Origin of the sequence: Endozoicomonas montiporae CL-33 (genome assembly GCF_001583435.1) — a bacterium.
GTDB lineage: Bacteria > Pseudomonadota > Gammaproteobacteria > Pseudomonadales > Endozoicomonadaceae > Endozoicomonas_A > Endozoicomonas_A montiporae.
Genome location: NZ_CP013251.1, coordinates 2,866,139 through 2,892,543, shown reverse-complemented (window position 1 = coordinate 2,892,543; position 26,405 = coordinate 2,866,139). Strand labels below are relative to the sequence as shown.

The window sequence follows — 26,405 nt, the reverse complement described above, 5'->3', positions numbered from 1 at the left end:
TATCGCGTTTAAAACGAAAGTATTAAACGGTTGTTTGAACTATAGAGAGCACAGGCATGGGACAGGGAGAAACCGTTACAAAAATACTCGATGCAGCGGAAGCACTCTTCGCCGAACACGGGTTTGCTGAAACATCGCTTCGATCCATTACCGGGCAGGCAGGTGTGAACCTTGCGGCTGTCAATTACCACTTTGGCTCCAAGAAAGCTCTGATTCAGGCAGTCTTTGCCCGTTATTTGGATCCGTTTGTGAAGAATCTCGACAGTAGCCTTGATGCCATGAATCCGGACAATCCACCCGAGCTGGAGACGGTTTTGAATTTGCTGGTCGATCAGATCATTGCTGTTCAGCCTCGTCAGGATGATGATCTGTCAACCTTTATGAAGTTGCTGGGGCTTGCTTACAGTCAGAATCAGGGGCATTTGAAGCACTACCTTACCGAGGCTTACGGGAAAGCCTTTCACCGCTATTATCTGTTACTGAAAAGCGCCTGTCCGACGTTGCCACCGGCGGACATGTTCTGGCGTACTTACTTCATACTGGGTTCTGCCGTGTTTACCATGTCAGGCGTTGAGACTTTACAGGCCATTGCCAGACGGGACTTTGCCATTGATGATTCCATGGTGATAATCCTGCGTCGTATGGTACCTTTTATGGCTGCAGGGCTTAGAGCCCACACCTGATGATCATCCTGTTGAGTACCCAGCTTCAGAGGCTGCCGGATCAGGTCGATAACTGGATGACAGTGTTGCATAAGCGTTTAATAAAGGTTGTTTGATTGTGCATATAACGGTTCATATTCCCAACCAGGAACTGGTACTGCATCAGGATGATGGGCAACGCGTTCATTATCGCGTGTCCACCGCCAGTAAAGGCATAGGACAACAGGAAGGCAGCTGGCAGACGCCTCTGGGGCGGCATATTATTCGTGCAAAAATTGGCAGCGGGTTGCCGGAGCATGCGGTATTTGAAAGTCGTCGTTTTACTGGTGAAATTTATTCTGATGCGTTAAAAGCAAAATACCCGGGTCGTAAAGACTGGATACTGTCGCGTATTATGTGGTTAAGTGGCTTGGAGCCGGGTTTTAATCGTCTCGGGAATGTCGATACAATGCGCCGTTACATTTATATTCATGGTTCGCCGGACACGGCACAGATGGGCGTGCCAGGCTCCAGAGGTTGCATAAGGATGCATGGGGCAGACATTATTGATCTGTTCGATCGTATCCCTGTAGGTATAACCATTGAAATTCTTGATCACTAGAAAGGTGCTGTTTATGGGGCCTTCTATCGAGCTAGCTATGGAGCGATTCATCTATGGAGCGATCTAGTCAACAGGGTCATTTGATTGTTGATTTGAAGGGCACAGAACTGTCCAGCGCAGATCGGGATTTTCTGGTTCATGAAGGTATTGCCGGTGTTTTGTTGTTTACGCGTAATTATTCAAGCCGTGAACAATTGCAGGCGCTTGTTCAGGACATACGACAGTTACGTCCGGATCTGTTGATTATGGTGGACCATGAAGGTGGTCGGGTACAGCGCTTCAAAGATGGTTTTGTACGACTACCTGCCGCTGGTCAACTATCCCGATATTACCTGCAGGATCCTCAGGGCGCTCTGAAGCTTGCCAGAGATGTTGGCTGGCTGATGGCGTCTGAGTTACGGGCTGTCGGTATTGATCTGAGTCTTGCGCCCGTACTGGATCTTGATCTCGGTAAAACCGACGTTGTTGGGGATCGTGCCTTTGGCTCCGAACCGGAGCAGGTGATTCAGATGACCAGTGCCTGGATTGAAGGTGTTCGTGAAGCCGGTATGGCCTGTGTTCTCAAGCATTTTCCCGGCCATGGCAGTGTCGATGCCGATTCACATCTGTTGCTGCCTGAAGATCATCGCCCCTTTGACGAGATCGCTGCCAGGGATATGGTGCCTTTTAAAGAGCTGATTCAGCAGGGCGCTGATGCAGTGATCCCTGCCCATATTGTGTTTACTGAAGTGGATAGCCGTCCGGCTGGTTTTTCCAGAGTCTGGCTGCAGGATATTCTCAGGGATCAGCTGGGATTTGAGGGTATAGTGATCAGTGACTGTCTGACAATGGAAGGAGCCGCTTCAGTGGGCAGTTTTAGCAATCGTGTTGAACAGGCACTGAGCGCAGGCTGCGACTTATTAATTCTCAGCAGTCGGACGGGAGCGATAGAGGCTTTGTCGAATCTGCCCCGGTTAAGTCAGCGTGAAGTCGATATCTCAACACTTAGGGCTTCTAATGCGGTGGGATATGAAGATTTGATCGCATCAGAGCGTTATTTTTCCTGCAAAGATCGTATTGATTACCTTCGCGAGCGTTATAATTGATTAGTCATTTTTCCTAAGGGCAGGTTAAGCATAACTGGCCATCCTGCCTTTTTGCCTTGTTTGCCGCATCATTTTAGTCTCCGCGACTCATGCCGATAGGTCTGGCATGAATATTCTTATTGTTGAAGATGCCCGGGATCAGCGATTGATGCTGTCAGTCATGCTGCGCAAGAAAGGCCATCAGGTGCTGGAAGCTGCCAATGGTGAAGAGGCGCTGGCCATTTTGCAGCAGGACAGGACAGTAAGAATTGTGATCAGCGACTGGATGATGCCGGAGATGGATGGTATTGAGTTGTTAAAGACCATTCGAAGCAGTGAGATTGAACATTACACCTACTTTATTCTGCTAACCGGAAAGACGGAACGGGAAGCGGTGATCGAAGGTATGAACTGTGGTGCGGACGACTTCCTGACCAAACCGGTGAATTTTGAAGAACTGGATGCGCGATTGAACGCGGGAGTGCGTATTATTCAGCTGGAAAGTACGCTGGAAGAGCGAAACCGGCAGATTTCCCGGGCGATTGCAATCATTGAAAAGGATCTGGAGTCTGCAGCGGCCACACAAGCTGACCTATTGTGCAAGCCCGCCACCATTCAACATGTCAGCTTTAACTGGTTCTTTCAGCCGAGCCGGATACTGGGTGGTGATATGTTTGGCTATCAGGCAGTGGATGGTGAGCATATCAGTTTCTATCAGCTGGATGTGGCCGGACATGGCATTCCATCTGCGCTATTCAGCTTTACGCTGAACAATATTATGTCTGAAACCTCGGACAGAGGTGCCATTGTTAAAGAATTTATTGATCAGCCCCCCCATTATAAAATTCGTTCTACAGAAAAAGTGTTGTCGAGTCTGAACGGGCGTTTTCAGGCTTCACCGGAATCCATGCTGTATTTCACGATGGCTTATGGATTGATTAACAGTCGCACCGGTCAGGTGCAGATTTCTCAGGCAGGGCATCCGCCGCCGTTGTGGCTGAAGGTCTCGCAATCGAGAGTTGATCCGGTGGCCGGTGGCGGCGTGCCGATTGGTATGATGCCAGACATGGACTATGAGAGTACCAGTTTGCAGCTTCAACTCGGAGACCGGCTATTCCTTTATTCTGACGGCATCACTGAGTGCGAGAATAGCAGTGGCGAACAATTTGGACAGGCTCGTTTACTCGAGTGCCTGAAGAAAAGTTTTTCTGATAATCTGGAACAAGCCGTTGAACGGGTTGAACAGCAGATCAGGGAGTGGAATCATGGTAAGACCTTTGAAGATGATGTGACTTTCCTGATTCTGGAATGGAAACCATGAACAGCCTGGGAGGACACCATGGCGTTTGAAATACGTGAAGAAGGACAGTTTACGGTAGTTCTGGTCGATGAAACGCGGCTGGATGCGTCCATTGCGGAGTCGTTTAAAACCTATCTGTTTGATCAGATCGAGTCGGGTAAAAATCAGTTGCTTGTCGATTTGTCTCAGGTTCGGTTTATGGACAGTAGCGGTCTTGGAGCGCTTGTTGCTGGTTTGAAAAAATCAGCCGGTTCCGGTTCATTCGCACTGGCATCAGCTCAGCCAGCTGTGAAAGATCTGTTTGACCTGACCTCTATGGATAAACTCTTTACCATGCATAATAGTGTTGCGGATGCCATTCAGGGGGACTGAGTATGCCTGTTTGCGACCATCAGCTGAGTTTGCAGATCGACAGCCAGCTGTCTAATACCACTTTGGTGGCCATGGCGGTAAGAGGGGTGTGTGCCATGACCACGCTGTCGCCCGTGGAGATTAATCGTCTTGAGCTGTGTCTGGTAGAAATTGTTAACAATGCGATCGAGCATGCTTATGGCAATGAGCCCGGGCACCCGGTAGAGGTGTGCATCGGGCTGGACAAAACCACCATGAATATTTCAGTCAGTGACTGGGGGGCATCCATTCCCGGAAATGTCATAAAAGATCAGGAACCTGAAGAGATTAATCCTGACCATCCCGAGTCCTGGCTCTGCAGCGGCAGAGGGTTGCATATTGTCAACAAACTCATGGATACCGTTGACTATGACACCACCGAAGAAGGGAAGAACATTTTTACCATGAGTAAAGCACTCAGGCACTGATGATCGAGTGCTATCAGTGGTTGATGCTGTTATTTCTCATTCGCTGTTGTTGTTTTTCCAGTTCAAGTTTCTGTTGTTCAATCTGCTGTTGAATCTGTTGCTGCTGTAAACGCTGAATCTGCTGTTGTTGCAGCTGATAGAGTTGCTCCTGTTGCATTTGCTGCATTTTAAGTTGCTCTTCCTGAAAGGCCGCAGGGTTTCTGAAATCGGGTATCTGCTGGCGTGGTTTGTCACAATGTTTGTCAACCGTCAATCCGGCCAGATAGTTATAACGTTGTCGGAAGGCATCAATTTCAATCTGCTCTGCCTGACTCAAATCCATAAAAAACCATGGTACTAAAAAGAATGCGCCAGCAACCCCGAGTGCCACATTTTTGCCAGTCTTATCAGTTTTTGGAACCAGTCTTGATATTTCAGATTCTATAAACCTGAGTTCGCTTTCCAGTGCCGCGCAGGAACGGTTTTCGTCACCATATTGCCGGATGGTTACTGGATGTGCTTTTCGACCTGCGCAGCCAGACAGTGTGGCTGAAACAAACATAATGCACAGGGCAAAGGTAATCGTTCTTTTGAGGACTGACATAACACTCATAACTTGTTTGATTATTAGGCTAACCAATAGTAGTTCATTTCCTGCTATTGGCTATTTCGTGCGAGTAAAATGAATTTTTTCTTCAATGCTAATAAGCGGTCAGTCTTGCCGATAACTATCAGATCCGCCTTTTGATTGATTGCTGGAGACCTGAATGAAAAAACTATTACTTATTTCCCTTTTGGCACTACCCGTCGGCGTTATTGCGAAAACAGCGAAAGATGAAACGATGCAGACAGGGTCAAAGCCGCTCATTAATTCTTCAATTCAGTACGGCATGATGGCCAGTGCTTATCTGAGCAGTCCGGTGGGCATGGTGGTTGAAGGGTATCGTTATCAACTGCGTAGTCTTTATCTGGCTTATCTTGAGAAAAAAATTCAGGAACCGGGCAATACGGTGAGCACTATTAATGAACAGTTGCTTTCTGATTGGATGATGCGGCTTGGGCGTGAGAAAGTGGCTCCGGATGTTCTTGTAAACGTTAAAGCCGATCTGGAAGAAAAAATTCGTGACTGGTCCGACAAGCGTATGTCGGGGCGTTTGAATGACTTTGGCTCATCAGAAAAGGCATTGCAGACCATTAAGGAGCGTATAGCAGCCTGTGGTGCTAGTGTACGACTATCGTCAAGTAATCAGGAAAAGCGTCAGGCCTGTCATGGTATTGAACAGGTAACCCGTAATATCAACGAAGTGCCTGAATCAGCCGATGAGTTGTCTGTGAAAATGCAGAAGCTGATTTATCCCTACATTGATCATCTGGCACAATTGAAACAGCTTGAATACTATCAGGCGTTTCAGGACGCACGTAAGACGTTTAAACAAATGGTCAGCACCATGATAGAGCAGGGCTATTCGGCACAGCAGCTGGCTGAGTTGTTGGATTTTGCCGGTGTGGATTATCCGATTGTATACGACAATTTGTTTGTTTTTGCACTGCGTAACCGTGAAGGTGACGCTGATAGCCCCGCCGAGGTGGTTGTTCATTAACGGCTTCTTGCATAATGGTGCTGTAAAAGGGCATGAGGAGCCAGTAAAATGCCCTTTTTATTCTCACTGAGCTGTCATCTATGGCACTAAAAGCCACAATCTTTAAAGCAGCAATCCAGATTGCTGACCTTGATCGTCACTACTACCAAACGCATAACCTGACCATTGCCCGCCATCCTTCCGAGACGGATGAACGTATGATGATTCGTCTGCTGGCTTTTACTTTGCACGCCGATGAACAACTGTCGTTTACGAAAGGCATCAGTACCGAAGACGAGCCAGACTTGTGGCTTAAAAATTACAGCGATGAGATTGAACTTTGGGTTGATCTTGGTCAGCCCGATGAAAAGCGTATTCGCAAAGCCTGTGGCCGTTCGAAGCAGGTGGTTCTATACAACTATGGCGGTAATACCAGTGATATGTGGTGGCAGGTTAACAGCGGCAAGTTCAGTCGGTTTGACAATTTACGCATTATTAACCTGAGTCAGGAGCAGACCCAACAGCTGGCAGAGTTTTCCCAACGCTCCATGCAACTCAATGCCACCATTCAGGAAGGACACGTCTTGCTGAGTGATGGCAGTCGTAGTCTGGATCTGATGCTTGAACAAAGACTCTGATTAAAGATTATTTCTCAGTCCCATCGCTTCAGGGTGGGGCTCAAGATAGTACTGGTTCTGAATGTATTCGCTACCATAAACATCCACAAAATGTTTCAGCACCGTTAATGGCACAATGAGAGGGATGTAACCGGAACGATAACTTTCAATTTGTTTGAGTAGTTGTTGTTTGTCGGCACTGGTGATGGATTTTTTCAGATAGCCAAGAATATGAAGAAGTACGTTAGTGTTGGACTTTCGATTGGCTTTTTTCTTCATCAGCGTCATAAATTGTTCAAAATAGTCAGCGGCCATCTGTTCCATCGGGATGTTTTTACCTTTCGCCACCAGTTGCCCCAGTTCGGCGTACTCTTTTTGATCATGAGCCATTAACTGGTACTTGTAGCGGGCGTGAAAATCCCCGATTTTTTTGTACGACAAGTCCTGAAGTACGTCCTGATGCCAATGGTGATAGGCAACGACCCGGTTGATGAAGTTTTCTCTTAACACCGGATCGTGCAGACGGCCTTCTTCTTCCACGGGAAGCAGGGGCCTCGTTTCCATCAGTGCTTTGGCGAACATGCCGGGTTCACTTCTGCCTAACGGTGAACCATTCTCGTGATACACCTTGACCCGCTCCATGCCGCAGCTGGGTGATTTTTGCATCAGGATGTAACCACTGATCGTATCCAGCTCGGTGGCCTTTTGCTTGCCATAGTCATAGAGCTGGTCAGTGACGTCTAAAGTTGGGTCGTCAGTACCTTTCACACGATAATGGTGGATATCGCCGACCAGTCGAATAGGCTTTCGCGGAATGGACATGCCAATGCCTACTTCAGGGCAAACGGTGACAAAATCAAAATATTGAGACAGAAGGTTAGTGCAATAGGACGACTTTTTATGGTCACCGTTGTATCGGACTTTTTGCCCCATCAGGCACGCACTGATGCCCAGGCTGATCTCTTTTTGGTATTCCGGAAGTGAAACAATCGCCATTAACAGTTCCCCCTGTTGTGATGATTAGTTTCAGTGTACTCGACGATGTAGATGCAGGGGAATTAACTTTGAAAATGCGCCTGTTATCAGGCGCATGAGAGTCAGAAACAGTTGGTGGGTCGCGGCAGGCCAGCAATGAGGGCTGCCAGTTTTGCAGGGCTCTCAGGAAACAGTTTCATCAGGTACATACTGTTGCCTTTGTCTTTGCCTAAGTGCGAAGCAATGTATTTCACAAAGGGGCGCTGGCTTGGGGCGTGGTCGAACTCGCTGTAAAACTGGCGAAGCAGCTGGATAATCTCCCAGTGTTTTTTGGTTAGCTCAACATTGTGATTTGCAGCCAGCTGGTGGGCGACGGTTTCATTCCAATGGCTAAGGTCAGCCAGATAGCCGTCTTTATCGAGAATCAGGTCAGTCATATCAATCAATGTTAAAAATTAATGCCAGCTTAAGATTTTTTCATGGGCTTCGGTCAGTTCGACAAAGCCTTCATAATTCATCGCTGTAATGTCCAGATCGTCGCGATTACTAACGCCCCTGGCGAGTATATCGGCTTCCAGAACATAGACCGGGATATCAATGATGACTTCTCTGAGGACTTCTGAGGCTTCGAACAGGGCATAGACCCCGTCTTCAATCAGCAAGATAGCATCGCCCAGTAATAATGAGCGCAGGCACAGTTCCAGCGCCTGTCCGGTTTTGTTGACAGTGTGCAATGTGGACATCAGAAGTTCAGTACCTTGTCATGTTGGGCAATAAATGGCGCCAGACCACCTTCTTCGAGCAGTGTATAGCCTTCGCTGAGCTGGTCCTCGCTGATGTCACGTTCCTGCAGGGATTCGTAATCAACGAAAACCGAGTCGATTCCGTACAGTGGTAATGCTTTTAGCAAGGCTGACAGGTTTTTCCGAGGCAGTTGCTCTGGTGATTGATGATTGAGCAGCTGATAGACCCCGTCCCCCATTAACAAGACAGAGGTATTCAGATCATACGATGCGGATACCAGTGCAGCATCCAGGGCTTCGCGGGCTGCGTGTCCATGGTAAGGAGCGCGGGTTGAGATAATGCATACAGAATGGTTCATGGTTCACCTCAGCTGCCAAAGGTCACAAGACGATCGGCCTCAAGGCCGGCATCAATCAGCTGTCCCAGACCCGATAGTTGGTGGGGATCTGTCAGGTTATGTGCCGGACGTTCATAGCGTTCGGCCTCGCTGGCATCAATAACCCCTCTGCGCAGGGCTGCGGCTATACAGACTACACTGTCGAGCTGGTGTTCACCAATAAATGCAGCCCAGTCCGCAGGCAGGTTTTGCTCATCCTGAGGTGGTGAGGCAAGGGTAGTGGCTGTGTGGACGCCGTCCTGATAAAAAAACAGTCGATGAATGCTGTGACCTTTGTTGATCAAAGCCTTGGCAAAGTGCAGGGCAGTTTGTGCTGCCTGACTGGTGGCTGGAGCACCGTATATCGCCAGAGCGTACTTCATAGTAGAGATCCTGAAGATCTTTGTGCATAAAAAAGGCCCTGTCATAGACAGGGCCTGCGAAATGTTGTCCGTTATTTAGTCGTCAGCAGCACCCAAAAGGTGCAGCAGGGCAGTGAACAGGTTGTAGATGTTCAGATACAGGGAAACCGTGGCACGAATATAGTTGGTTTCGCCACCATGAATAATCCGGCTGGTATCAAACAGAATGAGACCAGACATCAGCACGACGATGCCTGCGGACAGAGCCAGCTGACCGCCGGGGATGCTGAAAAACATCATGGCAATGCCGGCAACCATGGCAACCACCAGACCCACCATCAGGAAACCACCCATAAAGGAGAAATCCTTACGGGTTGTCAGCACATAAGCAGACAGGGAGAAGAACACAATGGCGGTGCCGCCCAGTGCCTGCATGATCAGGGAAGGGCCATTAGCAAAACCCAGATAATGGTTAAGGATTGGGCCCAATGCGGCTCCCATGACACCGGTGAAGGCAAAGATAGAGAGGATACCATTGGCAGATTCGGCTGTTTTGTGGACCACAAACAACAGGCCAAACCCGACCAGGGTTAATACCAGCCCGGTCATATAGCTAAGATTCATGGCCATGCTGGCAGCGGCAGTGACAGCACTGAAAAGCAATGTCATGCCCAATAACATATAGGTATTACGAAGGACTTTATTAATTTCGATACCCGTGCCCGACTGGGCAACGGCCGAAGCGAGGGTAACTGGCTTGCGTTCCATATCATTGTTCTCCACGTTGGGGATATAAAGCAGTATACCAAAGCCTATGGCTGGAGCTATAGCTTTGGGTTTGTGTTGAATTGTTAAACTGTGATCCGTTAATCAATATCTTTCGACCAGAAATCGGGCTTATCCAGCCTTATGTTTAATATATTCTTTGATATCAAGGGTTTGACAGGAAAGGGATTTAAGGTAATATTGCTCTCGTCGCTGCGGAGGGATGGCTGAGCGGTTGAAAGCACCGGTCTTGAAAACCGGCGTGGGTTAATAGCCCACCCAGGGTTCGAATCCCTGTCCCTCCGCCACATTTTACATGCAGCGCACAAAACAATACTGTTTCTATACACTGTTGTTCTTTGCGGAGGGATGGCTGAGCGGTTGAAAGCACTGGTCTTGAAAACCAGCGTGGGTTAATAGCCCACCCAGGGTTCGAATCCCTGTCCCTCCGCCACTTCATTTTAAAAGTCTCAGTAATATTGCTTTTTATAGCAGTGTTATTCCCTGCGGAGGGATGACTGAGTGGTTGAAAGTACCGGTCTTGAAAACCGGCGTAGGTTAATAGCCTGCCCAGGGTTCGAATCCCTCTCCCTCCGCCATTCTCATTTTCAATTCTTGCATATTCTTCATACTGTGATCTTTGTACGTAAGTCAGTCGGGTGAAACGATCAAATATTTCACCAGAGTGAAACTTTTGCATCAATCCGCTCCTGATACCGCCTCTGAAAATGGTGTTGTGCGAGTATACTTTCTTGATCGTAAATATTGCTTTGTCGTTTTCAGGTTGTCGTGGCCAAGGTTTTGAGAAGCAGTTTCAATGCGAAGCCTAGGGTCTGATTCCCCGCAGCTTGCTGCGATTCTGCGGCGTTAGCCGCAGCATGGGTTTGTGTCTACATTGGAGAGATGGCTAAAAGCAGTTTTATCCGAATTCAGGCAATGTAACTGTACTTATGTATCATTTAGTCTGCCCTGCAAAATATAGACGAGTAGTGTTCAGTGCAGATGTAGACGACACACTCAAGAAAGTTTGTTTAGATATAACTGACCGTTATGAGATATATTTTTTGGAAATTGGGACAGACAAGGATCATGTCCACTTTTTGATACAGTCAGTACCAACGCTAAGTCCTAAGGATATTGTCCAAACGGTAAAAAGCATTACGGCGAGAGAAATATTTAAACGCAACCAGCTAATCCCGCACTTTCAATTACAACCAGTAATCACAAGGGATTCAGCAGCGTAGAAAATTGAAGCATTCGCAGACTTTTGCGTCTAATTTTGGGGGATAGACGACCGTAATCAGTTATTCAGAGCCATGCCTGATCATAAACCACGAAAGCATCTGTGCCTCGACAGCATGATCCAGATGATCTACGACAGCTTCGACAGCATTCCAGACCACCGCCCAAACCGCCGTAAAGACAAGATTTCATTGCTGGACACCTTGATGTCGGCTTTCGCTATGATGCACCTCAAGTACCCATCCTTGCTGGAGTTTGACCGTGAGCGGGAAACCGAAGAACTCAAGTTCAACTTGAAGCATCTATACCGGGTTCAAGGCAGGATACCCTGTGACACTTACATGCGCTCCACCCTTGATCCTGTAGATCCAGGGGCAATGAGAGAACCTTTCAAGCTGCTGTTCAATGAAGTACAGCGGGGTGGAGGGCTCAAGGGCTTCCGCTTTTCTTGCGCCGGCCTGAAGGATCATTACCTATTACTCGATGCTGCAGTTTTTGATATTTGAGGGAGAGCAGGAAATGGCAGGGTGGCATAAGAGCAGACTACTACTGCAGCTCCGAATTCAAGCCTTGCGAGATTCCATCATAGCCACAGCAGCAGGTTGGAGGTAAGATCTCATAGGAACTTAATAACCGTCAAGTGTCGTATCTTGCTAATTCGCCCATTACCCGTTGTCACTGCCTTTCTGGATGCTTTGAATGATTCGCTCAAGTCCATCAATTCCTCTGCGCAGTTGAGTAGATCCCAGAAAGTGGCACTGGGCGTTTTTATCATGGGAATCGTGGTAACTAAAACTATTAACTGGGCTGCTTTTGAGCGCAGAAGCTTAGGCAGATTCAAAGCGACCCGTCTGTGCTGGATGTTTTATCAAGCAGAAATTGCATGGCAAAGCCTGCTACAGGCCAGCGTCAGAAATATTCTTCTACGCTATGGAATACAAAGTGGAACCCTTGCTATCGACGATACAGGAAAAAAGCGCACTAAAAGGACTTCAAAAATCGACGGTGCCCATAAGATAAAAGACAAATCAACAGGTGGTTATTTTAATGGGCAGGAACTGGTGTTTATGGTGCTCGTTACTGAAGTAGCTACCTTTCCAGTAGGGTTTCGCTTTTATATTCCTGACCCTGAGTTATCTGCATGGAGGAAGAAAGACAAGGCGCTCAGGAAGCAAGGCATTCAGAAAAAAGAACGACCGAACCGTCCTGAGCCAGATCATGTTCGTTACCCCACCATGCAGTCGTTGACGCTGGTTATGCTGCAAGAATTTGTTGATTCGTTTCCCAACATTACGATCAAAGCAATTCTCGCTGATGCACTGTATGGCACAGGAGACTTTATGGATAAGGCTGCGGAAATAACAGGCGGAGCCCAGGTTGTCAGCCAACTGCGCTCGAATCAGAAAGTATCCAACCGAAACCACTCGGAAGCGACTCTCAAAGCTTACTTTTCGCGCCAGAAAGGCGCTGAAACTCAACTCATAATACGCGGTGGCAAAGAAGAGCAGGTCACGATGCTGGCTGCTCGGCTGTATGTTAAGGCTCATGGGAAAAGACGTTTTGTTATTGCCCTGAAGTATGAGGGTGAAGAGGATTATCGCTATCTGGTGGCTTCAGATATGTCATGGCGGCATACCGACATAGCCAGGATTTACACCTTGAGGTGGTTGGTCGAGGTTTTCATTCAAGACTGGAAAGCTCATTGTGGCTGGAACAGGTTGAGCAAACAGCAAGGTGCTGACGGATCGCAGCGCGGCGTGATCCTGAGCCTGCTGTGCGAACACATGCTGTTACTGCACCCTGAGCAATTCGTCCTACTGAAAAACAAACAGGCCGGAATGCCCGCAGGCTGTCTGATCGAACGCCTCAATGCAGAAGCCTTGCTTGCTACGGTGAAATCAGTGGTTGAATCGGAAGATCCAGATACCGAGCTTAAGGCTCTGGCCTTAGCCTTAGAGCATACTTTGCCCAAGCGGGAGTCGAGCAGGCATATGGCTGGTAGAGACCTGGGAGAACAAAAGGCAACTGACTCACTCAAAGCACACGCCCGGAAGTTTAAACTTTTAGATGCAGCTTAGAATCGAGATAAATACGTTACTTGTTTAGGTAAAACTGCAGCATCGAGTATTAGCCATTGATGGGACAGGGCTTTACTACTCCGGCAAGTGCCGCTGTCAGGAGTGCTGTATAAAAAATGAAGGTAAGGCCAATGAAGCTTACTATCACCAGATGCTGGCCGCCTGCATTGTCCATCCTGACAGAGAAACCGTATTGCCTCTGGCCCCCGAGCCCATTGTTCACCAAGATGGCACAACCAAGAATGACTGTGAAAAAAATGCCCTCAAACGTCTCCTTTCAGACATCAAGCGAGATCACCCGCAATTGAAGCTGGTTATTGTGCTGGACGGTCTCTACGCTGATGGTCCGACAGTTCGACTGATAAGAAGTTATGGGTGGCACTACATCATTGTTGCCAAAGATGGCAATCACACTTCGATGATTGAGGCTATGGATGCGCTGGATCAGAAGGGCGATGTCAAACGATTTGAGATGACTGACGGCAACGGTGCCAAACACTGGTGCCGTTATGCCAATGGGGTTCCCCTGAACAAGACTGAACCGGTTGAAATCGTCAATGTGCTTGATTACGTCGAAACAGACAAGAAAGGCAAACGGCACACCTGGGGCTGGATAACCGACATCCCGTTAACCGAAGAAACTGTACTCCCCACAGCCGAAGGAGGAAGATGTCGTTGGCACATAGAAAATGAAACCTTCAATACCCTGAAGAACCAAGGCTACGAACTTGAACACAACTATGGTCACGGTGAGCAGCACCTGGCAACCAATCTGGCTTACCTGACCTTCCTGGCTTTCCTGGTGGATCAAATACAGCAACTATGTTGCCCGGTCTTCCAGAAAGCCCTGAAACTAAGGGCGCGTGGAACACGCACCTATCTCTGGAAATTGATTCTGCGTTATGCCTCTAAATACGAGATTACTAACAAAAATTCAAGTAGGTGATTTTACGCATATATTCTTAGTGTTATTTTCGGATATACAGAAACAAATAAAAACAACCTTTATGGACTTGCTGATATTTTAACCAAATACATGTTAGGAGTAAGAAATGATATTAAGATTAATTACAGCTATGAGTTTAATTGTCGTAGCAACCCCTGCCTTTTCTCTAACTACTGTCTCAAGTATGGCAAAAGAAAATGGAATAAATCAGTGTTATTCAAGAATCAAATCTGTTGCTGATTTTTATATTGAAGATAAAAAGCATGGAACTCATGCTAAGTGGATTGATGATATTGATGTTGATTCTAGACTTTATGATGCACTATCAGTAAAAGATTATAGTGATGGAGATAGCCACATAAGAATAATTGCAGCTCCGAATGGAGAATCAGGATGCGATACGAGTTACTCAGAAACATTTGTGCTTGATCAGCCCTGTATCATTGCAAGAGATGAGGTATTCAATAACTGGGAATTCACTGGCAGCTTAAATAATCAGACTACAGTGTTACAAACAAAAGATGGCAATGCAAATGCATACTTGACACCACAACTTAATGGCAAAGCTTGCATGGTGACAAGAACAGAAATTTCATTTAGAAACAAAGTTGAATGATTTGATTACAAAATTTTCAGATAAAATCCAATAAACGAGGCATAACAAATGGTTCCAGCCGACCGCCTACGGCGGCGGCTGAACCAAGCGTTACTTTCTTTCCTGGCTGATTGAGAGTTGGGAGGAGATGTTCCAAGCGATCATTCACGGTACTGCTGCAAGAAAGATCCAGTTCGACACATCATAGCGATCATCGTAGCCGGGGTTTCAGGGTAAACAAACTGGAAAAGGAGCACGAAAAGCGTGAGGCAGTTTTTATGCGCTCATCAATTATCTGTACGACCAATCAGTTTTAATACGACTTAAGGCGTATGTTGTGCGGGATTAGCTGACACATTAACTCTCGGTCTTTGCGGAAAGTGCCAAACTCACGAGTGAGCACCTGAGTATCGCCTTCAGGCATTTCCTTGCGAATGGCAACCATGACCATCATTTTATGGACATCAATGCCCGCACAGTTTTTCACAATCGTTTGCATCATCTATGCTCCAAACGTTCACGGAGGAACGGCAGAGCCTGACGGACTGAATCGGATCGCCATAATCTCACTTGGAGAAAAGGGCTGTTTGCCGTGCATTCAATGTTCCAGAGATGGAACCTGATGGTGCCAGCTCTGAATCATGAGATAAGCGAGGGTGCGAACGATCCAGCCCAGGTCAATTTGAGTTCAGGGTCTAAAAGCCACTGCAAAAACATCGACCACTGTCAGGTTCTGCTTCAGTTGTATTGTGGCAGAACATTATTTTCATAGTGCGGGGTGACCGGAGATGCGGTCATGACGATTTGAGGATGAAGTTCAGCTATCAACTGCTCTGAACCTTCACCAGTTCTTGATAAAGTTATCATAGGGACGACATTAAGCATTAATCACTAGTGAGAGTAATCCTGCAGGTTCACCTCCCATGGTCAAACTTGTTATAGCAACGACAACTGACCATGGTTAAAGAGATGAACCCCTCTCAGATTAGTACCATCAAAAATACTTTGCAGAAGTGCTTCTCAGAAGATGAATTGACCCTGATGGCAGAAGAGCTTGGTTTTACTGTCAGGCATCGACTCATAAAGCCTCTCGGGTAGTGGGCCAGAACTGTTATATCGCGTGAATATTGACCCCAAACTCAACTTTATTAATCAATAATCCAATAACAATATCGTGCATCTTTTCGAGCTTTGAAAAACAAATTGTCTTTCTGGCCAACCGTTTAATCCAAGTCCGAAAATTAAGGTTTTTACGCTCTATCTTCTGAGTGTTTGCTTTACCAATAATATGCATGTTTTCATCAAGGTGTCGCTCATAGGCTCCCCAATCATCGGTGTAAAATTTATTAATACCAAATGGCTTCAGAAGTGTTTTGAGTTCTTTAAAAACTTCATCTTTCCGTTTTCCGAAAACATAAGCAAGCACGGTATTTGTAGCGTGATCAACAGCATACCAAAGCCAGCGTTGGTTCGATTTATCATGAACATACGACCACTGCTCATCTAGCTCAGCCTCTTGGCAGACAAGCCCTACATGAATAATTGCATCTGACTTGAGATCAATAGTTTGAATATTTGGGTTGACCTTTACCAGACCGCTTTCTTTTTTTTTAGAGTCTTTATTACTGTTGTCTTGCTTATTCCGAGTACTTTACTTGTATCCCTGATTCCGCTGCCATTTATTGCCATATCGATGATTTTTTCTTTAACGCCAGGCTCACAGGCCTTGTAGCGATATTCAAGCATGAAGGTTTTGATTTCACATTTGTCATTACAGCAATAGTATCGTGGAACATCATGAGTGCTGTATCCGAAAGGCCGAACTTGGTTACTGCCACATGTTGTACAGAGGACTTGCGTAAGGCACATTTTTAAACCGCATTTTTCAAAGTTGCCGAATGTCGTATTTTAGCAGACAGGGCTAGAATCACAGAACTGTGCCACTACCGCCTCTCGAACTCATCATAGCCTTTATTGCCTGCCTTGGTGGTGACGGATGTTCAACGACACAGGCTGACTTGTACCGGAAGTTTATTGAGATGACCGGTTTGAACATTTCTGACCATTCATGGCGGGAGCAAGTCAAAAAGACTTCTCTTCCCCTGTTGATTCTCTGGCTCTGGCTGCGGTGTCTTGATGCTGTCAGTCGCAAAGTAATTAGCTTTGAACCAAGCAGTCCCTTTTCTGAATTTCAACATATCTGGCTCCATGATGGTTCGTCTCAGGCCGTCTATGACGAGCTTAAGGACGTTTTGCCGGGGCGGTTTAACAAAGTCAGTCCAGCTGCCATCGAAATGCATGCTACTGTCGATTTGCTTGAAGATAGTTTTGTCCGCGTACAAATGACAGAAGATACTCGTTCGGAAAGAGCTTGCCTGCCGGCGCTTCACTCTTCTCTGAAGCGGACGTTGATACTTATTGATGCCGGTTATTTCGAGCTGGAGTACTTCGGGGCTGTTGATGATCGGGAAGGCTGCTTTCTGTGCAGGGCACCACAAAGTATCAATCCGGTTATTCACTGGTGTGAAAGAGAGGACGGTAAGCAGTATCACCGTTACGAAGGGAAAAAGCTCAATGAAGTATTGTCTTCCTTTCCCAAAGACAAGTGCATGGATCTTGATGTTGAGTGGTCTCAACTGAGTAAGCGAACATTTCGTCTTGTTGTGCGCTGGAACGGTCAGAGAGGGTGCTGGGTATTTATTGTCACTAATTTAAGCAGAGATAATTTCAGTTTGGAGCAAGTCTTCTTGGCGTATCGCCTGAGATGGCAGATTGAACTGATATTCAAGGAAGTTAAATCATATGCAGGCTGGCACCGATTCAATACTAAATTTGCCACTCTGGTTATCAGCCTGATATTACTGTCGTTTATTGTAGCAACACTGAAGCGATATTTGGCTCATGCAACGGAAGCCGATATGAATGCTGAAATATCGACCCATAAAGTGGCGAAATGTGGCACTCATCTTTTTGGAAATGTCATGAAATCGCTAATGAAAAAAAGCCGGTGCTTATCTCGTGACCTGAAAAGCCTGATTTCATTCTGGGAGAAGAGCGCAAAGCGTGAACATCCGGCCAGAGATAGGCAAACCGGGCGATCTGTATTAGGGTTGATCTCAGGCGGTGCCGCTTAATGTCGTCCCTATGATAAAGTTATAGTAGAGTCCATCCACCGAGAATACTATCAACTGTTTTGAATCGGCACCGAAAGCTTGTGTGCAAACCACTCTCTTAACCCATGCTAATGACCTTACCTGCACCCTCATCAAAAAATATCCCGTAATCAACCCGTATTAATTCTTTAATTGGATGATATCAAAAAAATATTTGTTATAATGAGTTTTGAAATATAGTGGTTTACCTAAAGCGGTATTTGTCAACAAAGTTGTCGCCTCATCTTACGCAACTTCCTTTTGTTGACCAGTGATCGACCTGTCCGGATTCAACCAGACTTCACAGTCAAGATTCCAGTCTCTTGTTGAACGCTTTCCCCAACGCTCCGGATGACGCTGCTTTGCAAGTTCGTAAACCTCTTTACGATTATTTAGAAGCTCATTCGCTTCTCCCCTGTGTCTCTGGGCTGGTGTCAGAAATTTCAGCCCGCTGTGCTTATGCTCTTCGTTGTACCACTGAGTGAAGCCATGTACCCAGTTGCGTGCAGCTTCCAGATCTGCAAACGGACTTCGGGGGTAACCAGGCCGGTACTTCAATGTTCTGAATATAGCCTCAGAATATGGATTGTCATCACTGACCCGTGGGCGACTGAAAGAGGTCACCACGCCCAGACTTTGCAGCGTTGACAGCATCGTTCCGCCCTTCATTGCACTGCCATTATCAGAGTGTAAAACCAACGGTGACTCCATCGCCCCGATACCCCGTTTTATACAAGCTTTCGTGATCATTTCGGATGCATACTCAGCTGACTCAACTTCATGAACTTCCCAAGTGACAATCATACGGCTATAGATGTCTATCACGAGATACAGGTAGTAGAACTGGCCCCTTACCGGAGACCTTAAATACGTGATATCCCAGGTCCACACCTGATTAGGGCCTGTTGCACAATAAGAGGTCGGCTTATGTCGGTTAGGTCTGGCAGCCTTCCCACGGTGATTCTGCTGGCCCGCTTCATGGAGCACTCGGTAAAATGTCCGCTCAGACGCAAGGTACTCACCTTCATCAGCCAGTGCAGGAACAATCTGACTGGGAGGAAGGCTCTTGAAACGCTCGCTGTTAGAGACATCTATGATCGCCTGTCGCTCAGCATCTGAAAGCTTATTCGCTGGTTCTGGCCTGTCGGCATTTTTTCGGTTGTCAGGTATCACTGTACCCTCCTGCGTCCATCGCTGAATGGTTCTTTCTGACAGCCCGATAACCTGACAAGCTTTTGATTGGCGAGCACCATCACTGACGGCATGCTCAATCAGTTTTACTGCGTTCTGTCGATCCGGAAGGGAAACTAATCGTCCTCTGGCTCCCCCCAGATCTCTTGGGCCTTTTTTGTGAGTACCAGCAAGGCAGCAGTCTCTGCTAACGCCTTGTCCTTGCGCTTGAGTTCGCGTTCCAGTTTTTTAATCGTTTGCTTGTCTTTTTTGTGTTCGTCAGACAGCTTTTTACGCTGACTCGACTGACTTTCAGGTTGTGCCGGGCTACGATTGATAAAGCCTTCTTTCCACTGTTGGATTTGTTCAGCAAACAGGCCTTTCTTACGACAGTATTCAGCCAGTTCAGCTTGATTTAATGCCGCTGTTTCAATGATGACAGCTAACTGATTTTCAGGTGTCCATAGGTCTGGATTTTTACCGTTGCCAGGCACGGGCACTCCTTGCGATAACGCTTTTTTTCGCCAACTGTATAGAGTCCAGTTAGAGATACCTGTTTCACGAACCAACTGCGATACAGGCGTATTATTAGGTGGCATCATCTTCTGAATGACGGACTGCTTCAACTCTTCTGAATAGCTGGCCATTGATTGCTCACTGACCGTCCCCTGTGAGATTTTTAAAAATCAGAAGAGGTGACAACTATGCTGACACAGGGGGAAAGCTATAAAATGAGACTTCATAAAATAAGCTTGTGAATTCATCTTGATTTTAAGATTTGAATGAATTTAAGTTCATAGGAACTACGAATAAAGGAATATAATAAAAATGTCAGATGATTCTTGGAATGAACCTGAACCTTCAAGCAACAAAGTTAAAAAAGGAATATTGGACAGAAAAGTTGTAAGATCAATTCTGTTTGGTTTAAGTAGTGCCTGTCCGAAAACCCTCAAACACTTGAAAATAGCAGCCTGCAGCCCCATATAGTACTCGAAGATTTTCCAAAACAAGCTGTTTTCACATTTATGCGCCAAACCATCAACCCACAAATGCAGTTGGGCGAAGTTGATATCTCCGCCATCACGTTCAACCCCAAGTCCAGAGACGACATTCCCCGTCTGCTTCGGGGGCTGCAACATATCTGGATAACACCTGAGCTGCGACACAGGGTTTTTCAGGTGCTTGAGAACATGATTCCTGCCAGTCGGCACAATGGTCGTCCCGGTATGGACCTCTGGAACATTCTGGTCTTTGGCACTCTGCGCCTTGTCACTAATTGTGACTACGACCGCCTGCAAGAGTTGGCTAATGAACATGGGACATTACGGAAAATGCTCGGTCACGGCCCATATTGTACCCATTCCTACCATATACAAACATTGCAGGGTAACATCAGCCTCTTCACACCGGAGATACTGGATCAGATTAACCAGGTCACGGTGGATGCAGGTCACCAGCTGGTTAAAAAAAAGATGAGCCGCTACATGGCCGTGCCGATTCCTTCGTAGTCAAAACCGATGTCCATTTCCCCACGGATATCAGCCTTCTGAGCGACGCTTGCCGTAAAAGCATTGAGTTTGCATCCGCTCTCTCCAATCAGTACCAGCTTCCGGGCTGGCGTCAGAGCAAATATCTTAAAGACCAGCATCGCAAACGCTACAACAAGGCTCGAAACCTGAAGCATTCCAGCGCAACCTGTGAACTGAAACAACAGCAGCGGCAGCACGACATTGAAATGGCTCACCTTGAGTACATAAAGTACAGCCTTTCAATTGTCCGCAAAGCTGAAACGACCTTGTCCTTGCTGTTGAAAAAACAACCGGATGAGCCAAGGCTGGAAAACCTCAAATACCACATAGCCCACAGCCGTCACCAGATAAACCTGATTTACCGACGGGTGATAGAACATGAGCAGATTCCCCATAATGAGAAGGTGTTCTCAATCTTTGAGCCTCATACAGAATGGATCAGCAAAGGCAAAGCCGGAACTCCGGTTGAACTGGGGTTACGGGTCTGCGTGTTGCAGGATCAGTTCGGTTTTACTTTGCATCATCAGGTCATGCAAAAACAAACAGACGACCAGGTTACAGTACCTATGGCCGAGGCTGCCAAAAAGCGGTTCCCGACATTAAGCCAGGTAAGCTACGACAAAGGCTTCTGGAGTCCGGGCAATCTTGAAAAGTTGGAAGTTCTTCTGGAACGCCCGGTTCTCCCCAAGAAAGGGAGGCTGTCGGCCAATGATAAAAAACGGGAATCCCACCCGGAGTTTATCCGGGCAAGAAGAAAACACTCAGCTGTTGAATCCGATATCAATGCACTGGAAGCGAATGGTCTCGACAAATGCCCGGATAAAGGGATAGAAGGCTTTGAGCGCTATGTCGCACTGGCTGTTGTCGCCAGCAACCTGAAACGGCTGGGTAAAATTCTGCTGACCAGAGATCGTCAGTAGCCTTTCAGCCAGGCTTCCGTCAGTTTACTTTTGATCATGCCGGGCATGAGAGATTACTGCGCTTGTAGATAGTCGAATCAGGTTGTATTTTGAACAGTGCGGTACAAAAAACATCCTTTGTTCGTCTGGTAACTCAAATCCAGCCGTTATCAACTTCTGTCGGCCAAGAACGACTGCCGTTTTTCAGAGGTTTTCTGACAGGCACTAAGTAGCATTGCAATTCTATCAACAGTGGTTGTTGTAGTTCTCGCCGTATGGGGATATATAGGAAATGATGTTGCATACAAGTCCGTCATAACATTAGCTGCCTTTATGTTTGGTTCTTTTGCATTCAGCTGGGCTAATGATTATTTTGGAAGCACAGATTAATTCCATTATTGAAAGCACACATATTCAATGGTTCAGGCAGTGTACTCAAAAAGAAAAAGATAATGGATAAAATCACCCGACTTGCTCTGGAAGATATAACAGACAAATACCAGCCTCACACCGTCATCGTGTATGGCTCCAGGGCCAGGGGGGATGCCAGCCCTGATAGTGATATAGATATTGCCTGCTTTATGGATCACCCACCAGTCACCAGAGATGCCCGTCAGTTCAACGGCTGCTACCTTGATGCCTGGGTCTATCCAACCGCCTCAATGAACAATGTTTCAGAGGAGTTTCTTAAATTCGACAGTGGCCTTTGCGTGGTTGATCAGCGTGGTCTTGGTGAACCGTTGCTTGAAGAGGTCAGGAGGGTACTCTCTGAGGGCCCTGAACCACTATGATGGACCCCATAAACTGGACAGGTAGCTAAGTTAAGTTTTCTGGCTGTAAGATGACCCTGCAGGAGGGAATCATGACAGCAAAAAGAAAACGACATAAGCCCGAATTTAAGGCACAGGTAGCACTCGAAGCCTACAAGGGCGAAAAGACCATAAACCAGCTGGCAAGCGAACACGAAGTTGCAGCCGTTCAGGTTAGCCAGTGGAAGCGACAGCTACTCCAGGGGGTTCCAGAAGTCTTCGGCAGGGCACGGCCAGAGGTAGATCCAGATGCGCTCACTGCCCCCCTGTATCAGGAGATCGGACGGCTTAAAATGGAGCTGGACTGGTTGAAAAAAAAAATCTGGCAATGTCCATTGATGACAAACGGAGATGCATAGACCCGGATCACTCGAAGATCAGCATTCAGCGCCAATGTGAACTGGTTGGGTTAAGCAGGTCAAGCTGGTATTACCAAGCTTCTCCAGCTTTGGAAAGCCCTGAGAATCTGAATCTGATGAGGCTCATTGATGAGCAGTATACACGTACACCGTTTTACGGCAGTCGTAAGATAACTGCATGGCTGAATGAGCAGGGCTTTCCGGTCAACAGGAAGCGTATACAGCGACTTATGAGGCTGATGGGCATACAGGCTGTCGGACCAAAACCGGGCACAAGCCTGAGAAACAAAGAGCATAAGGTTTACCCGTACTTGTTGAACGGCGTTGATATTGTGAGACCCAATCAGGTCTGGAGTACTGATATTACGTACTGCCCGATGCCTCAGGGGTTTATGTATCTGGTTGCCATTATTGACTGGTACAGCCGTTACGTGGTCAGCTGGGAGCTGTCGAACACACTGGATGCAGACTTCTGTATTCATGCGCTGGGTCGAGCTTTGGAACAAGGTGAACCTGATATATTCAACACTGACCAAGGGTGTCAGTTTACCAGTAATGATTTTCTGGCACCTCTTCAGGAACGGGAAATACGTATCAGCATGGACGGGAAAGGGCGAGCACTGGATAACATTTTTGTCGAGAGGCTGTGGCGCTCCGTCAAACATGAATGGCTGTACACGCATGAATTTCAGACTGTTCCAGAGCTTTATACTGGGCTGGATGAATACTTTGAGTTTTACAACACTGAACGATTACACCAGTCGTTGAGTTATAAAACGCCTAAGGCAATTCACTTTGCATGAGGGCTTTGGACCACTGCCAGGACTTAACTTAAATTTGTTGGTTTACTGTCTTGACAGTGGGGTCCACCATAATTACCGAAGAACCTGGCTTCAGTATGAATTGCTGAATCGTTACTTTTCGTTGCGAACTCTGTGGTTTTTAGGGCCAAAACAGAGTCTGAAGTGGCTGGAAGCAAACGATAGAAATGCATTCAACCTGTTCAATAAAGCCTATGGCAACCCTGAAAATATACGGATATTAAAAGACCTTGCAGACTACACTTTGAAAGACTGCTGACACTGGCTTTTGAGTCAGTTTTCTGAAAAGCCAGCATCATTGTTCAGCCGTTGCTATTCATGCAATGGCATGGAATTGTTGCAACACTTGTGACATTAACTGAATTTTATTCAGTATTGGCTGCAACTTGGCAGTCAGCTCATCTTCATTGACATCATCCAAAGCCTGAACATCTTCAGAGACTTCAATCAGATAAGGAAGAAAGTGGTCGGCGTGGACATTAAACCCGGAGTCTTTCTGAAATATGGCTGAAAACTTGCCCTGATCGTCGTTTTTATACTGTTCAATCTGTTCGTCAGCTCGAAGTGCCAGAGTGTAAATCTCTTTCAGGGACTCGTTGAGTTTTTCCTGCAGCGCCTGTGCTTTGGTTTTGGTGGTCATGGGTTAACCTGATACTTCATCAAACTTCGCATTATACCGGTTCGCTATCAAGATTAAAAAGTGGTCAAACGGCCAGGATAAAACACGGGTCTGGAACCGTGATAAACAACGGGCATCCAGAATGTTTCGGGAACCTTCGCTTTTGGTAACCAGTTCTCGAATGTCATACAAACCACGGTAGTGGGTTTGTGCTGACTGCCAATAGTGGTTGATAAATGGCACTTTCGCACCGGTGATGCTGCTGTCTGTGGTCTGGTTATATAAGTCTGTGTTCTCTGCGTTTTATAAGAGGGTCTGATGGTACGAATCGGCAGGGTTTGTCTCAATAGCCTTGCCTGTGGTGCAGGCCGGATCCATGCCCTGAAGGAGGGAATCCGTCTTCTTTGGGGTGTTCCGTAGAGGGGGATGAAGCGTCTGATCGCCTGAAGTCGGCGTCGGGCTCTTTCTCTGTATGCAGTTCTCAGCATATCTGCCCGCCAGAGGCGGTAGTTTTCCACAGAAGCACGATCTTCACCCTGGCGTTCTTCCCTCATCACTTCTCTTCCCAGCGTCTCTCTTGACCGGAGACTTACCTGACAACCAATCTCACGGTTGAACACATTGATATCACGCTGAGACAGGGATTTCATGCATACAGCACAAGCGCTTATGCCCTTTGTCAGCTGCTCTTTCATGCAGTCACTGTGATAGTGATGCCCACAAGCGAGCTGAATGGTTCGGTGCTTATGATCAAATTTGCATTTCTGTTCAGGGTTAGGCGCAAAATCCGGAGCATGCATCTCGGAAAGGCAGAGGGCACACTCCGGTAGATTATGGGTCACATCGCTTAATGCAGGCATTGTGAAGATCTCTGTTTAAAGAATAATGAGGGTTAGAGATCATTCCATTCGACTAATTCCAGTGTTTAATCCGCTTTGTCAGCATTACTGTCATTGCGGTCAGTTTGCCTGACGATGTTGCGTTTAGCGATTGAACCTGCCATGCACTGTAAACTCTAACAGCCAGTGATTCTGTAGATCTGTATGCAAGTCAGTCTGCATAGTCTGCACAGTGTCTGTTAAGCTTACCGGATAGGTTCAGACCAAAAGCTCAGCCCGGTATTACCCGCAGTAGGAGAGAACATTTATGCTCTGGCAGGATTACTCTGCACTGACTCTTTTGTTGTTCAAGTCAGCAATCGTCTTGTCATTCAGTCTGATTCTGGCATGGATCTGCAGTCGGGGGTTGAAGCAAGCGGTACAGCATTTTGACAAAACCTCCAGTCACTGGGACGACACGCTGGCCAGAGCTGCCAGACCGGTGCTGACGCTGGCTGTGCTGTTGCTTGGTGTCAGTCTGATGGTGGATTTTCTGCTGGAATACATCCATCTGGAAGAGGCCGAACTGGTGGGGCAGGTTCGCCGTATTGTGTTGATACTGCTCATTTATTCGTTGCTGATCCGTTATCTCCGTCTGGTGCGAAACAGCTTTTATCAGACCAACCGACGTGCCGTTAAAATGGATAAGGCAACGCTGGAGTTTATGATTAAACTGCTGCAAATCGGTTTGACCATGGCCATTGTACTCACCCTGCTACAGAACTTGGGTGTCAGTATCAGCGGGCTGCTGGCATTTGGTGGAGTAGGGGGGCTGGCCGTTGGTCTGGCAGCCAAAGATATGCTGGCGAACCTGTTCGGCGGGCTGACCATTTATATGGATCGTCCTTTTGTTGTTGGCGATAAAATCAGTCTGCAGAACCAACAGATCGAAGGCTTTGTTGAACACATTGGCTGGCGTCAGACCCGCATACGCGGCTATGACCGAACACCGGTTTATGTCCCTAACGCACTGTTTACCAATCTGGCGGTGATCAATCCCTCGCGCATGCAGAACCGGCGCATCAATGTCATCATTGGCTTACGCTATCAGGATTTTTCCAAATTAAACGCCATTATCCAGGATATTGATGCTTATCTCGCCCGGCACGAAGGGGTCGATCATGGGCGCGATGCTCTGGCACGTTTTACGGATTACGGAGCCAGTTCACTGGATTTACTGGTTCGCTGTTTTACAGTGGACATTGACTGGTCAGTGTACATGAAGACCCGTCAGGATATTCTAATGGGCGTTGGTGAAATAGTGACCCGTCACGGCGCCGAATTTGCTTTCCCGACCCGGACACTGGATATTCCGGAAGGTACTCCTTTTTCATCCAGCTCATAATGCCTGCTACTTGATCAGGTTTGGTCGTAATTATATAACCATTGTCTTATATTTAGGCGATACGGCTAAACCTGACGATTAACCCTGCCTTTCTTTCTTCTCATTGACCTCTCGCCTCTG

Annotated in this window: 29 protein-coding genes, 3 tRNA genes and 1 pseudogene; 21 read left to right on the top strand and 12 right to left on the bottom strand. The window is 47.0% G+C overall.

The window, feature by feature from the left end; all coding sequences use genetic code 11:
- Positions 1-56 precede the first annotated feature (56 nt).
- The 6 genes from EZMO1_RS13360 (at position 57) to EZMO1_RS13335 (ending at position 4,445) form a co-directional block, all read left to right on the top strand.
- Positions 57-683 carry a TetR/AcrR family transcriptional regulator gene (locus tag EZMO1_RS13360; protein WP_034872887.1) on the top strand — a complete coding sequence of 209 codons (627 nt, stop codon included), beginning with the start codon at positions 57-59 and terminating at the stop codon, positions 681-683.
- Positions 684-780: 97 nt separating this feature from the next.
- On the top strand, positions 781-1,263 hold the full coding sequence (locus tag EZMO1_RS13355) for a L,D-transpeptidase (protein WP_034872888.1): 483 nt from the start codon (positions 781-783) through the stop codon (positions 1,261-1,263).
- Positions 1,264-1,316: 53 nt separating this feature from the next.
- Entirely contained in the window at positions 1,317-2,348 is a 1,032-nt protein-coding gene (nagZ, locus tag EZMO1_RS13350) for a beta-N-acetylhexosaminidase (RefSeq protein WP_034872889.1), read from the top strand.
- A 106-nt stretch (positions 2,349-2,454) separates the two neighbouring features.
- A complete protein-coding gene (locus tag EZMO1_RS13345) occupies positions 2,455-3,648 on the top strand; it encodes a PP2C family protein-serine/threonine phosphatase (protein WP_034872891.1) in 1,194 nt (397 codons plus the stop codon).
- Positions 3,649-3,666: 18 nt separating this feature from the next.
- A complete protein-coding gene (locus EZMO1_RS13340) occupies positions 3,667-3,999 on the top strand; it encodes an STAS domain-containing protein (RefSeq protein ID WP_034872893.1) in 333 nt (110 codons plus the stop codon).
- 2 nt (positions 4,000-4,001) lie between these two features.
- Positions 4,002-4,445, top strand: a complete 444-nt coding sequence (locus EZMO1_RS13335; protein ID WP_034872895.1) for an ATP-binding protein — start codon at positions 4,002-4,004, stop codon at positions 4,443-4,445.
- Positions 4,446-4,458: 13 nt separating this feature from the next.
- Here EZMO1_RS13335 and EZMO1_RS13330 read toward each other — a convergent pair whose 3' ends face one another.
- On the bottom strand, positions 4,459-5,028 hold the full coding sequence (locus EZMO1_RS13330) for a hypothetical protein (protein WP_061509529.1): 570 nt from the start codon (positions 5,026-5,028) through the stop codon (positions 4,459-4,461).
- Between the two features lie 163 nt (positions 5,029-5,191).
- Between EZMO1_RS13330 and EZMO1_RS13325 the strand changes: the two genes are divergently transcribed.
- Both EZMO1_RS13325 and EZMO1_RS13320 read left to right on the top strand, forming a co-directional pair.
- Entirely contained in the window at positions 5,192-6,025 is an 834-nt protein-coding gene (locus EZMO1_RS13325) for a hypothetical protein (RefSeq protein WP_034872896.1), read from the top strand.
- 80 nt (positions 6,026-6,105) lie between these two features.
- Positions 6,106-6,642, top strand: coding sequence for a YaeQ family protein (locus tag EZMO1_RS13320; protein WP_034872898.1), 537 nt, complete (start codon positions 6,106-6,108; stop codon positions 6,640-6,642).
- Here EZMO1_RS13320 and EZMO1_RS13315 read toward each other — a convergent pair whose 3' ends face one another.
- The 6 genes from EZMO1_RS13315 to EZMO1_RS13290 all read right to left on the bottom strand — a co-directional run bounded on the left by EZMO1_RS13315 (position 6,643) and on the right by EZMO1_RS13290 (position 9,846).
- Complete coding sequence (locus EZMO1_RS13315; RefSeq protein ID WP_034872900.1) at positions 6,643-7,617, bottom strand: YbgA family protein; 975 nt, start codon at positions 7,615-7,617, stop codon at positions 6,643-6,645.
- A gap of 101 nt (positions 7,618-7,718) precedes the next feature.
- On the bottom strand, positions 7,719-8,033 hold the full coding sequence (locus EZMO1_RS13310) for a TusE/DsrC/DsvC family sulfur relay protein (RefSeq protein ID WP_034872901.1): 315 nt from the start codon (positions 8,031-8,033) through the stop codon (positions 7,719-7,721).
- A gap of 18 nt (positions 8,034-8,051) precedes the next feature.
- Complete coding sequence (gene tusB, locus EZMO1_RS13305) at positions 8,052-8,339, bottom strand: sulfurtransferase complex subunit TusB (RefSeq protein ID WP_034872902.1); 288 nt, start codon at positions 8,337-8,339, stop codon at positions 8,052-8,054.
- Positions 8,339-8,698: a sulfurtransferase complex subunit TusC gene (gene tusC / locus EZMO1_RS13300; protein WP_034872903.1), complete on the bottom strand. Its 360-nt coding sequence runs from the start codon at positions 8,696-8,698 to the stop codon at positions 8,339-8,341. Before tusC ends, tusB begins: the two co-directional genes overlap by 1 nt.
- Positions 8,699-8,706: 8 nt before the next feature.
- Positions 8,707-9,099, bottom strand: a complete 393-nt coding sequence (gene tusD / locus EZMO1_RS13295) for a sulfurtransferase complex subunit TusD (RefSeq protein ID WP_034872904.1) — start codon at positions 9,097-9,099, stop codon at positions 8,707-8,709.
- 75 nt (positions 9,100-9,174) lie between these two features.
- The gene (locus EZMO1_RS13290) at positions 9,175-9,846 is read right to left on the bottom strand and encodes a Bax inhibitor-1/YccA family protein (protein ID WP_082211583.1); all 672 of its coding nucleotides are present in this window, start codon (positions 9,844-9,846) and stop codon (positions 9,175-9,177) included.
- A gap of 214 nt (positions 9,847-10,060) precedes the next feature.
- Here EZMO1_RS13290 and EZMO1_RS13285 point away from each other — a divergent pair.
- The 8 genes and pseudogenes from EZMO1_RS13285 (at position 10,061) to EZMO1_RS13250 (ending at position 14,725) form a co-directional block, all read left to right on the top strand.
- A tRNA-Ser gene (locus EZMO1_RS13285) sits at positions 10,061-10,151 on the top strand.
- Between the two features lie 55 nt (positions 10,152-10,206).
- A tRNA-Ser gene (locus EZMO1_RS13280) sits at positions 10,207-10,297 on the top strand.
- Positions 10,298-10,351: 54 nt separating this feature from the next.
- Positions 10,352-10,442: transfer RNA gene (locus tag EZMO1_RS13275), tRNA-Ser, on the top strand.
- Positions 10,443-10,793: 351 nt separating this feature from the next.
- Positions 10,794-11,030: pseudogene (tnpA, locus tag EZMO1_RS13270) on the top strand (IS200/IS605 family transposase); the annotation flags it as partial.
- Positions 11,031-11,159: 129 nt separating this feature from the next.
- Positions 11,160-11,591: a hypothetical protein gene (locus tag EZMO1_RS13265; protein ID WP_061509527.1), complete on the top strand. Its 432-nt coding sequence runs from the start codon at positions 11,160-11,162 to the stop codon at positions 11,589-11,591.
- A gap of 144 nt (positions 11,592-11,735) precedes the next feature.
- Positions 11,736-13,163, top strand: coding sequence for a transposase (locus EZMO1_RS13260; RefSeq protein WP_145912468.1), 1,428 nt, complete (start codon positions 11,736-11,738; stop codon positions 13,161-13,163).
- A 151-nt stretch (positions 13,164-13,314) separates the two neighbouring features.
- Positions 13,315-14,109, top strand: coding sequence for a transposase (locus EZMO1_RS13255; protein ID WP_061509525.1), 795 nt, complete (start codon positions 13,315-13,317; stop codon positions 14,107-14,109).
- Positions 14,110-14,215: 106 nt separating this feature from the next.
- On the top strand, positions 14,216-14,725 hold the full coding sequence (locus EZMO1_RS13250) for a hypothetical protein (protein ID WP_034872905.1): 510 nt from the start codon (positions 14,216-14,218) through the stop codon (positions 14,723-14,725).
- A 292-nt stretch (positions 14,726-15,017) separates the two neighbouring features.
- On the opposite strand, the gene EZMO1_RS13245 is transcribed toward EZMO1_RS13250, so the two are convergent.
- Positions 15,018-15,206 carry a hypothetical protein gene (locus EZMO1_RS13245; RefSeq protein WP_034872906.1) on the bottom strand — a complete coding sequence of 63 codons (189 nt, stop codon included), beginning with the start codon at positions 15,204-15,206 and terminating at the stop codon, positions 15,018-15,020.
- A 609-nt stretch (positions 15,207-15,815) separates the two neighbouring features.
- Positions 15,816-16,573 (bottom strand): IS1 family transposase gene (locus EZMO1_RS28160; protein ID WP_420809906.1). Its coding sequence is split into 2 segments (ribosomal slippage): positions 15,816-16,306 and positions 16,306-16,573, totalling 759 coding nucleotides; the frame shifts between segments, so codons are not numbered across the junction.
- A 68-nt stretch (positions 16,574-16,641) separates the two neighbouring features.
- Between EZMO1_RS28160 and EZMO1_RS13230 the strand changes: the two genes are divergently transcribed.
- A complete protein-coding gene (locus tag EZMO1_RS13230; protein ID WP_145912594.1) occupies positions 16,642-17,838 on the top strand; it encodes an IS4 family transposase in 1,197 nt (398 codons plus the stop codon).
- Between the two features lie 264 nt (positions 17,839-18,102).
- Here EZMO1_RS13230 and EZMO1_RS13225 read toward each other — a convergent pair.
- Positions 18,103-19,673 (bottom strand): IS3 family transposase gene (locus EZMO1_RS13225; RefSeq protein WP_145912593.1). Its coding sequence is split into 2 segments (ribosomal slippage): positions 18,103-19,199 and positions 19,199-19,673, totalling 1,572 coding nucleotides; the frame shifts between segments, so codons are not numbered across the junction.
- A 378-nt stretch (positions 19,674-20,051) separates the two neighbouring features.
- Between EZMO1_RS13225 and EZMO1_RS25580 the strand changes: the two genes are divergently transcribed.
- From EZMO1_RS25580 to EZMO1_RS13195, 3 genes are all read left to right on the top strand, one after another.
- A protein-coding gene (locus EZMO1_RS25580) for an ISNCY family transposase (protein WP_244886697.1) occupies positions 20,052-21,475 on the top strand; the annotation gives its coding sequence in 2 pieces (ribosomal slippage) (positions 20,052-20,496 and positions 20,496-21,475; 1,425 coding nt in all).
- A gap of 431 nt (positions 21,476-21,906) precedes the next feature.
- Complete coding sequence (locus EZMO1_RS13205; protein WP_061509519.1) at positions 21,907-22,245, top strand: nucleotidyltransferase family protein; 339 nt, start codon at positions 21,907-21,909, stop codon at positions 22,243-22,245.
- A gap of 71 nt (positions 22,246-22,316) precedes the next feature.
- Positions 22,317-23,425, top strand: a protein-coding gene (locus EZMO1_RS13195) for an IS3 family transposase (protein ID WP_145912592.1) whose coding sequence is annotated in 2 segments (ribosomal slippage) — positions 22,317-22,584 and positions 22,584-23,425 — 1,110 coding nt in all. Because the reading frame shifts where the segments join, the coding sequence is not laid out codon by codon here.
- A 334-nt stretch (positions 23,426-23,759) separates the two neighbouring features.
- Here EZMO1_RS13195 and EZMO1_RS13185 read toward each other — a convergent pair.
- Complete coding sequence (locus EZMO1_RS13185; RefSeq protein ID WP_034872911.1) at positions 23,760-24,083, bottom strand: hypothetical protein; 324 nt, start codon at positions 24,081-24,083, stop codon at positions 23,760-23,762.
- A 53-nt stretch (positions 24,084-24,136) separates the two neighbouring features.
- Positions 24,137-24,922, bottom strand: a complete 786-nt coding sequence (locus EZMO1_RS13180; protein ID WP_145912591.1) for an RING finger protein — start codon at positions 24,920-24,922, stop codon at positions 24,137-24,139.
- A 286-nt stretch (positions 24,923-25,208) separates the two neighbouring features.
- Here EZMO1_RS13180 and EZMO1_RS13175 point away from each other — a divergent pair, with 286 nt between their 5' ends.
- Positions 25,209-26,285: a mechanosensitive ion channel family protein gene (locus EZMO1_RS13175; RefSeq protein WP_034872913.1), complete on the top strand. Its 1,077-nt coding sequence runs from the start codon at positions 25,209-25,211 to the stop codon at positions 26,283-26,285.
- Positions 26,286-26,405: the final 120 nt, after the last annotated feature.

What these genes read in the sequence shown, in the direction of transcription:
- EZMO1_RS13360 (WP_034872887.1), top strand. Translation starts at nt 57, where the DNA reads ATGGGACAGGGAGAAACCGTTACAAAAATACTCGATGCAGCGGAAGCA.
- nagZ (WP_034872889.1), top strand. Translation starts at nt 1,317, where the DNA reads ATGGAGCGATCTAGTCAACAGGGTCATTTGATTGTTGATTTGAAGGGC.
- EZMO1_RS13345 (WP_034872891.1), top strand. Translation starts at nt 2,455, where the DNA reads ATGAATATTCTTATTGTTGAAGATGCCCGGGATCAGCGATTGATGCTG.
- EZMO1_RS13340 (WP_034872893.1), top strand. Translation starts at nt 3,667, where the DNA reads ATGGCGTTTGAAATACGTGAAGAAGGACAGTTTACGGTAGTTCTGGTC.
- EZMO1_RS13335 (WP_034872895.1), top strand. Translation starts at nt 4,002, where the DNA reads ATGCCTGTTTGCGACCATCAGCTGAGTTTGCAGATCGACAGCCAGCTG.
- EZMO1_RS13330 (WP_061509529.1), bottom strand. Translation starts at nt 5,028, where the DNA reads ATGTCAGTCCTCAAAAGAACGATTACCTTTGCCCTGTGCATTATGTTT.
- EZMO1_RS13325 (WP_034872896.1), top strand. Translation starts at nt 5,192, where the DNA reads ATGAAAAAACTATTACTTATTTCCCTTTTGGCACTACCCGTCGGCGTT.
- EZMO1_RS13320 (WP_034872898.1), top strand. Translation starts at nt 6,106, where the DNA reads ATGGCACTAAAAGCCACAATCTTTAAAGCAGCAATCCAGATTGCTGAC.
- EZMO1_RS13315 (WP_034872900.1), bottom strand. Translation starts at nt 7,617, where the DNA reads ATGGCGATTGTTTCACTTCCGGAATACCAAAAAGAGATCAGCCTGGGC.
- EZMO1_RS13310 (WP_034872901.1), bottom strand. Translation starts at nt 8,033, where the DNA reads ATGACTGACCTGATTCTCGATAAAGACGGCTATCTGGCTGACCTTAGC.
- tusB (WP_034872902.1), bottom strand. Translation starts at nt 8,339, where the DNA reads ATGTCCACATTGCACACTGTCAACAAAACCGGACAGGCGCTGGAACTG.
- tusC (WP_034872903.1), bottom strand. Translation starts at nt 8,698, where the DNA reads ATGAACCATTCTGTATGCATTATCTCAACCCGCGCTCCTTACCATGGA.
- tusD (WP_034872904.1), bottom strand. Translation starts at nt 9,099, where the DNA reads ATGAAGTACGCTCTGGCGATATACGGTGCTCCAGCCACCAGTCAGGCA.
- EZMO1_RS13290 (WP_082211583.1), bottom strand. Translation starts at nt 9,846, where the DNA reads ATGGAACGCAAGCCAGTTACCCTCGCTTCGGCCGTTGCCCAGTCGGGC.
- EZMO1_RS13265 (WP_061509527.1), top strand. Translation starts at nt 11,160, where the DNA reads ATGCCTGATCATAAACCACGAAAGCATCTGTGCCTCGACAGCATGATC.
- EZMO1_RS13255 (WP_061509525.1), top strand. Translation starts at nt 13,315, where the DNA reads ATGCTGGCCGCCTGCATTGTCCATCCTGACAGAGAAACCGTATTGCCT.
- EZMO1_RS13250 (WP_034872905.1), top strand. Translation starts at nt 14,216, where the DNA reads ATGATATTAAGATTAATTACAGCTATGAGTTTAATTGTCGTAGCAACC.
- EZMO1_RS13245 (WP_034872906.1), bottom strand. Translation starts at nt 15,206, where the DNA reads ATGATGCAAACGATTGTGAAAAACTGTGCGGGCATTGATGTCCATAAA.
- EZMO1_RS13205 (WP_061509519.1), top strand. Translation starts at nt 21,907, where the DNA reads ATGGATAAAATCACCCGACTTGCTCTGGAAGATATAACAGACAAATAC.
- EZMO1_RS13185 (WP_034872911.1), bottom strand. Translation starts at nt 24,083, where the DNA reads ATGACCACCAAAACCAAAGCACAGGCGCTGCAGGAAAAACTCAACGAG.
- EZMO1_RS13180 (WP_145912591.1), bottom strand. Translation starts at nt 24,922, where the DNA reads ATGCCTGCATTAAGCGATGTGACCCATAATCTACCGGAGTGTGCCCTC.
- EZMO1_RS13175 (WP_034872913.1), top strand. Translation starts at nt 25,209, where the DNA reads ATGCTCTGGCAGGATTACTCTGCACTGACTCTTTTGTTGTTCAAGTCA.